At 44.1% G+C, this 6,269-nt stretch carries 6 protein-coding genes; all 6 read right to left on the reverse strand.

Translation table 11 applies throughout. The features are described 5' to 3' along the window. Positions 1-256, reverse strand: a 256-nt coding sequence (locus EI164_RS14065) for an IS1 family transposase (RefSeq protein WP_192518970.1), incomplete at its 3' end; no start/stop codon positions are given. Between the two features lie 712 nt (positions 257-968). Further along, positions 969-1,790 carry a sterol desaturase family protein gene (locus EI164_RS14070; protein ID WP_192520556.1) on the reverse strand — a complete coding sequence of 274 codons (822 nt, stop codon included), beginning with the start codon at positions 1,788-1,790 and terminating at the stop codon, positions 969-971. Between the two features lie 57 nt (positions 1,791-1,847). Then, positions 1,848-2,483, reverse strand: a complete 636-nt coding sequence (locus EI164_RS14075; protein WP_192520557.1) for a CDP-alcohol phosphatidyltransferase family protein — start codon at positions 2,481-2,483, stop codon at positions 1,848-1,850. Between the two features lie 74 nt (positions 2,484-2,557). Further along, complete coding sequence (locus EI164_RS14080; protein WP_192520558.1) at positions 2,558-3,187, reverse strand: ATP-binding cassette domain-containing protein; 630 nt, start codon at positions 3,185-3,187, stop codon at positions 2,558-2,560. 47 nt (positions 3,188-3,234) lie between these two features. Further along, positions 3,235-5,022 carry an ABC transporter permease gene (locus EI164_RS14085; RefSeq protein ID WP_192520559.1) on the reverse strand — a complete coding sequence of 596 codons (1,788 nt, stop codon included), beginning with the start codon at positions 5,020-5,022 and terminating at the stop codon, positions 3,235-3,237. After that, positions 5,019-6,191: an ABC transporter substrate-binding protein gene (locus tag EI164_RS14090; RefSeq protein WP_318779557.1), complete on the reverse strand. Its 1,173-nt coding sequence runs from the start codon at positions 6,189-6,191 to the stop codon at positions 5,019-5,021. The genes EI164_RS14085 and EI164_RS14090 overlap by 4 nt, the downstream gene beginning before the upstream one ends. Positions 6,192-6,269: the final 78 nt, after the last annotated feature.

Raw genomic sequence — 6,269 nt, forward strand, 5'->3', positions numbered from 1 at the left:
TGGTGCCCAATACTTTACCGATACTGACTGAGGCTATAATAGCTATGTCTCTAACACCGCAACCTCTCACCGTCATTAGCCGTATGATGTCTTCTATTTTAGAGTGACAGCCCTTATAAGTTAAGGCATGGTCACCAATGAATTGACGTTTGCAGTCCTTGCATTGGTAGTTCTGCTTGCCATAGCTTTTTATGCCGTTTTTCTTTAAACTGGGACTGTGACAGTCGGGGCAGCTGATATCTATTTGTGTCTTCATAACCTCAAATATATCATCTTGCTTTGGCTGTCACCCTCCTTTATTTCTTCAGCATACTTTCTGACACACCACCATAAATTGTTGTAGAGTAAGTGTGCAAGCGACTTAAGAGCCAAATATTTATTTGAGCGAAAACTCACGTTCATAAATCATATTAATCAATGGTATTTGCTCGAGCTGCTTAACAACTGCAACCACTATAAATCATTTTGAGCACTCGTTCAAATTATATTTGAGTGAACGCTCAAGTTATTTGTAAATTTGGTTTACATTGTGAGTGGATACCTAAAATGGTAAGTACCAAAGCGTTTATAGATAAGGGTTTGTCATAATCAGATATATTGGAGAAAGCTTAGGGCGTGTTTGATCTTTCACAAATAGGCACTGCTGATTGCTAAAATTGTTCCAGACAAGGCGCAAAGCGACGATAATGCAAATGCCGTAGCTAGATTTGCAACGCAGTATGGTGCAGTTTTAGCATCAGCCGTAGGGACAGGACTCTTTTTTGCCGCTCCATTGCTAAAAATAGACGCTTAGAAAGACTAAACTTACTATTTTTACCTTAGAATCGCCTAAAAAATAGTCTCTGTCAGTGCTATGGTTGAATATCAAACACGCCCTAACCATACCTAAAAAAATATGCAGACATGGTTGCTGGCTTGAATGTTCTTGGCTTGATGACTGTTAGCTTGAATGTTTCTACCTTGATGGTTTATTTACTTTTAGAGATTTTCCCTTTGGGCGGTTTGTCTTTGAATGGCATGATGAGTAAATTCCATAACGATGCATTTTGTTCGGGCAGAGGATATTCTTTTAAACCAATATCCAACTCGCTGTCAGATTTTTTTGCTTCACTCTTATAGCTACCAAACAACTTATCCCACCAAATAACGCTAAAACCAAAGTTTGAATCGGTCTCGCTCACGCGTTTACTGTGGTGGATGCGATGCAAAATTTGAGTCATCAATATTAATCGCAATGGTTTTTCGATAGCAGGTGCTAGGCGAATATTGGCATGATTAAACATGGCCAGTCCATTTAGAACAATTTCAAAAATTAATACAGCGATGGCAGGTATGCCCAACAAGCTAACGGCAATGAACTTGACGACGATACTCAATAAAATCTCGATAGGATGAAATCTCAGACCCGTACTGGTATCAATGTGTGCATCGGCATGGTGTACTCGATGCAAGCGCCATAGAGTAGGGACGCGATGAAACAATCGATGCTGCCAATAGATGACGATGTCGAGCAGCAGTAAGCTCAATATAATAACTACAATACTGGGCAGCTCAATGATATTAAATAAGCCAATACCATGCTGTTGGTTATATAGTGCCACAGCTGTCAGGCCGATAGGTATGGCCAACCGTGTGACGATAGAAGCCGCAACCACCAAGCTAAAGTTAGCAAACCAGCGTTTGCTACTTTTGATCGGGGATTTGCGTGCAGGCATGCGCCACTCAAGCAACATCATTATGACTAACACGCCAAAAAAAACGCCCAGTCTCCACCATACTTCATTTGTCATTGGTTAACTCTTTTGTTGATATACGTATTTTAAATCCTTTTAAATAAATGACGATATTCAGCTTTTGTGAATATCCGCTTCTAGTTGTTTCAGAGTGTTGTAGCCACCATGAATGCGGGTGAAAACAGTGACGGCACAAGCAGTCGCAAAAATGCTAGCGAGTACAGCAAAATGCTGCGGCCACAGACAAAATGCTACAAATATTGCGATGGTCTCGGTACCTTCAGTCAGACCGTTTAGATAATAAAAGCTTTTGTATTTAAACTGCGGCTTATCCAAATTGAACTTTTCAGCGGCAATGGCAAATGCCAAAAAGCTAGAGCCAGTACCAATAAATGTAGCCAATAATATAGCGCCAGCAATGGCATTTTGTTCAGGGTTTGCCAAAATAAAGCCAAGTGGTATGGCGGCATAAAATAAAAAATCCAAGGTAATATCTAAATAACCACCAGCGCTAGAGCTTTGTTTGGCGTAGCGAGCGAGTGCGCCATCAAGCCCATCAAAAACACGGTTCACCGCGATGGCAGCAAGTGCCCCATACCAAAACTCAAATGCGATTAATGGTAATGCCAACATGCCAATCAAAAACCCTAGCATCGTGAGTTGGTCTGGTGTGATACCGCGCTTGTGTAGTACTGCAACGACAGTGTTCAGCATCGGTTTGATAACGGGAGTGATAAACTTATCTAACATGCGAGCTGCCTTTTGTGTTTTGCTTTTTTGTCATTTTGAATGGGTGCTTGATTTCAATATCTAAAACTCTTGTCCTATCCTACATGAATAACCTTACCGTTGGCTGCTTCGGCATCGCTTTGGTCGTGCGTGACCATAATAGCAGGCAGCTTATGAGTGCGAATTTGATCGAATACCAATTGCCGCGTATCCATTCTCAATTGGGTATCAAGCTTGCTAAAAGGCTCATCTAGCAGTATCGCTTTTGGCTCGCTGAGTAGCGTGCGCAGTAAAGCAATCCGTGCTTGCTGCCCACCTGACAAATTGTCAGGATGGCGCTTACCCATACCTGCTAATCCAACTTGCTCTAGTGCCTGCTCAATTTTTTCTTTCCGCTGCTTCTTATTTCCTTTTGGCATAGCAAAAGCAATATTGCCTGCGACGGATAAGTGTGAAAACAGCAAAGGGTCTTGATACAGTACACCAATATGGCGTAAATGCGGCGGTAGGCTACAGACGTTTTCGTCATTTAACCACGCCTCACCTGTGGAGTGAAAGCCACTGGGCAAAGTGCCTGTGAGCCAGTTTAAAAAGCTTGATTTGCCACTACCAGATGGCCCCATCACTGTGAGTATGTCACCACCAAAAATCTGCTCATCGATGCTCAGTAGACGCGTGTCTTCCCGATATAGTTCTAAGTTTTTTATTTGTAAAGATGATGACATCAAAACCCCTTTATTTATATGGTCATTATTGGCTGGTTTAGGGCATATTAATGAGTGTTGTTTGTACCACTTTTAAAAATATATTTTGGTAGCAGGCTTGCTAGCATAAACCCAATCAGTGGTAGCAACATTTGAATAATGGCATACACTGCACTGGTGCGTCTACTGGCGCCGTTCGCGAGCGCCACCGCTTCTGTCGTAATGGTGGCGATACGTCCACCACCTGCCAACAATGTCGGCAAATACTGACCAAAGCTTATCGCCAAACCCAGTGCGACGGCAATCAATATAGGTGTAAACAGCTGTGGTAGTTTTACCTGTAAAAACACTTTTAGTGGCGTGGCACCTAGGCTAGCAGCCACGCGAGCAAAGCGTGGATCTAAACGCCGATAGCTACTAGACAGTGATAAAAACACATAAGGCAATACAAACAGTAAGTGCGTAAAGGCCACATTAAAAAACGCTGCTTGATTATTGGCCAGTTGCTGTAGCCAGACTAAGCCAAATAGAAACGCGATACTCGGCACCAATAAGGGTAAATAAATGATTAAACTGGTAAAGCCAGAGAGTCGTTTCGCACTCAGTTGTTCCGCTTCTAAACACAGTAAAGTAAGCACAATAGCAAATGCAGTGCTCACAAGACCAATAGAGATGGTGTTAAATAGAGGCGTACCCATTTGCATAAAAGCGCTTTGAAAATGCAATAGGACAAACTGCTCTGGCAGTGCTGCAGGGAAGCGCCAAAACCCAGCAACAGACCACATAGCCAGACCAATAAGCGACATAAACATAAAGCCAATCACGATGACGGTCAAAGCGGCTGTGACTTTTTGCCATATTGCATCCGCATGATGGCGCGTGCCATTGATCAGCGAGCCACTACACATTACTTTTATCAGCTTTTCACCGCCTAGCCATAATGCGATTAGCCCAATGGTCAGAACAAGCTGTAATAGTGCACCTGCCGAGGCTTTTATACGCATGTTTAAATCGACATCATTGAACCATTGCATGATGGTAACGGCAAGCGTCGGCGGTGTGTTTGGCCCTAGGATAAGTGGCATCTCTACGCTAGCACTGGCATAGGCGAGTACCGCTAGGATAGGCAAACGTAGCAATGGATAGAGTAGGGGCAAGACGGCTTTAAAAAAGGCAGTTACGGGGTAATAACCCAGATTGATAGCCACTTTATATTGTTGACGTAGCTTTTTGCCGAGATCTGGTTGTGCCAATGCACCTAGGGCAATTAATAATAAAAAAGGCAATTCTTTTAAGGTCAAACCCAAGATAATACTGATACCGTAAGGGTCATGAGGAAATATGCCTTCTGGGGCTAATTCCCAACCACTTAACCACGGCGATATCAATCGTGCAAACATACCAGAGGGTGCGATTAAAAACCCAACTGCAATCGCTGCTGCAGCATGTGGAATGACCAAAATAGGGCTAAGTAAATGCTCAATACGAGTGAGCCAAACACTATTAAAGAATGCTGCTAATATCATCAAGGTCATGACAAAAGACAGCAAGGTACTGATCAGTCCTGTACCAACGCTGAGCAGCACCATCTGAGTAAGACCTGGCGTCATCCAAAGGTCTTTGAAGCCCTGTAGGCTGACGGTCGTTTGCTCAAGTGCAGGCACCCAGCTAAATGCAGGCAACAGTACACTGATTAGCCCACCCAGTACGGGCAGTATCAGTATCAGTAATAAAAACTTAGGGCTCAGGGTAGCGATATGTGTGAATAAATCTTTCTTATACATGGGGCTAGCACTAGAGTTTTTGCTAGCATTGGCCTGGCCTTGGGTGCTGCCTTTATTGGTGTCTTGGCTCATGGACTCACCCCATAACGTGTTTGCCAGCCTTGCATAATGGCCTCAACCCAGCTTGGATGTGGCTCACTCACAGTACGTTTGATGCTGTCAAATGGTAGCGCGCTAGGATGAGCTTTATCGGTCTTGAATAAGGCTTGTTGCTCAGGGCTGAGCGTCGACTGGATGAGTACGGTTTTGTCCCCCCATACAGAGGCGGTTTGTTTTTTGGCTTGTGCTTCTGGACTCATCAAAAAGTTGGCGACCAGCTGCGCCGCTTGAGGGTGACTGGCATTATAAGGAATGGCCACAAAGTGCGTGTTACTCAAACTGCCATCGCTCATGGCATAGCTACGGATGCTCTGGGGTAAGTCATAACGTTGTACCGCTGCTGGCACTTCTGGTGCCGAGAAGGTAAAGGCGAGACTCAGCTCGGTATCATCGACCAAGCGACGCATTTGTGCACCAGTTTGAACAAACTGCTCACCCTTGCGCCACAGTGTGGGGTGCAGATCGTCCAAAAACGCCCATAATGGATCTAGGACGATGGCTTTGTTTTCCTCAGTCGCAGGCATGTTGAGTAGAGATTTGGTGTCTTCACCAGTATCTGCATCATGTTGCTCATGTAACATGACCAAGGCATATTTTAAAAAGCTCATCCCCAAAAAATCAGGCGGTTTAGGATAACTAAAGCGCCCAGGGTTTTGTGCGGTCCAAGTGGTGAGTTCATTTAAGGTGGTGGGCGGCTTTTTGGTAGACATGCTGTCATAATAAAAAGTCAGTGACGCTTGTCCCCATGGTGCTTCCATACCGTTGACGGGTACGCCAAAATCGAAGTTAACCGCAGGATTGTTGTCTGGATCAGTGAGTGCAAAATTAGGTATCTTGTTTGACCATTGCTTGAGTAATAAATCGTTTTCACTCATGGTGGCAAAGTTTGCACCATTGATCCATATGAGATCAACGCTGCCTTTGTCATCATTATTGGCTGATTTTTCTGCTAGGACGCGACTGACGGCTTCGCTGGTATCACTCAGCTTTACGTGCACCAAGTTGATATTGTATTTTTCATCAACTTGCTTGGCCGCCCACTGTAGGTAGGCATTGATTTGAGGATCGCCGCCCCATGCATAAAAATAGACGTCTTGATTGGCACCTTGCGCCTCTATCAAAAAAGCGAAAGAGGACTCCACCCGACATTAGGGTGGAGGTGAATTTCGCATCACTAGCTAACCTCGCTGGTTCTGAATATATTGTTTAATAATATCTAA

The organism is Psychrobacter sp. FME13 (assembly GCF_014861395.1).
Taxonomy (GTDB): Bacteria; Pseudomonadota; Gammaproteobacteria; order Pseudomonadales; family Moraxellaceae; genus Psychrobacter.

Coding starts and splice junctions, on each gene's coding strand:
- EI164_RS14070 (WP_192520556.1), bottom strand. CDS start 1,790: ATGACAAATGAAGTATGGTGGAGACTGGGCGTTTTTTTTGGCGTGTTA.
- EI164_RS14075 (WP_192520557.1), bottom strand. CDS start 2,483: ATGTTAGATAAGTTTATCACTCCCGTTATCAAACCGATGCTGAACACT.
- EI164_RS14080 (WP_192520558.1), bottom strand. CDS start 3,187: ATGTCATCATCTTTACAAATAAAAAACTTAGAACTATATCGGGAAGAC.
- EI164_RS14085 (WP_192520559.1), bottom strand. CDS start 5,022: ATGAGCCAAGACACCAATAAAGGCAGCACCCAAGGCCAGGCCAATGCT.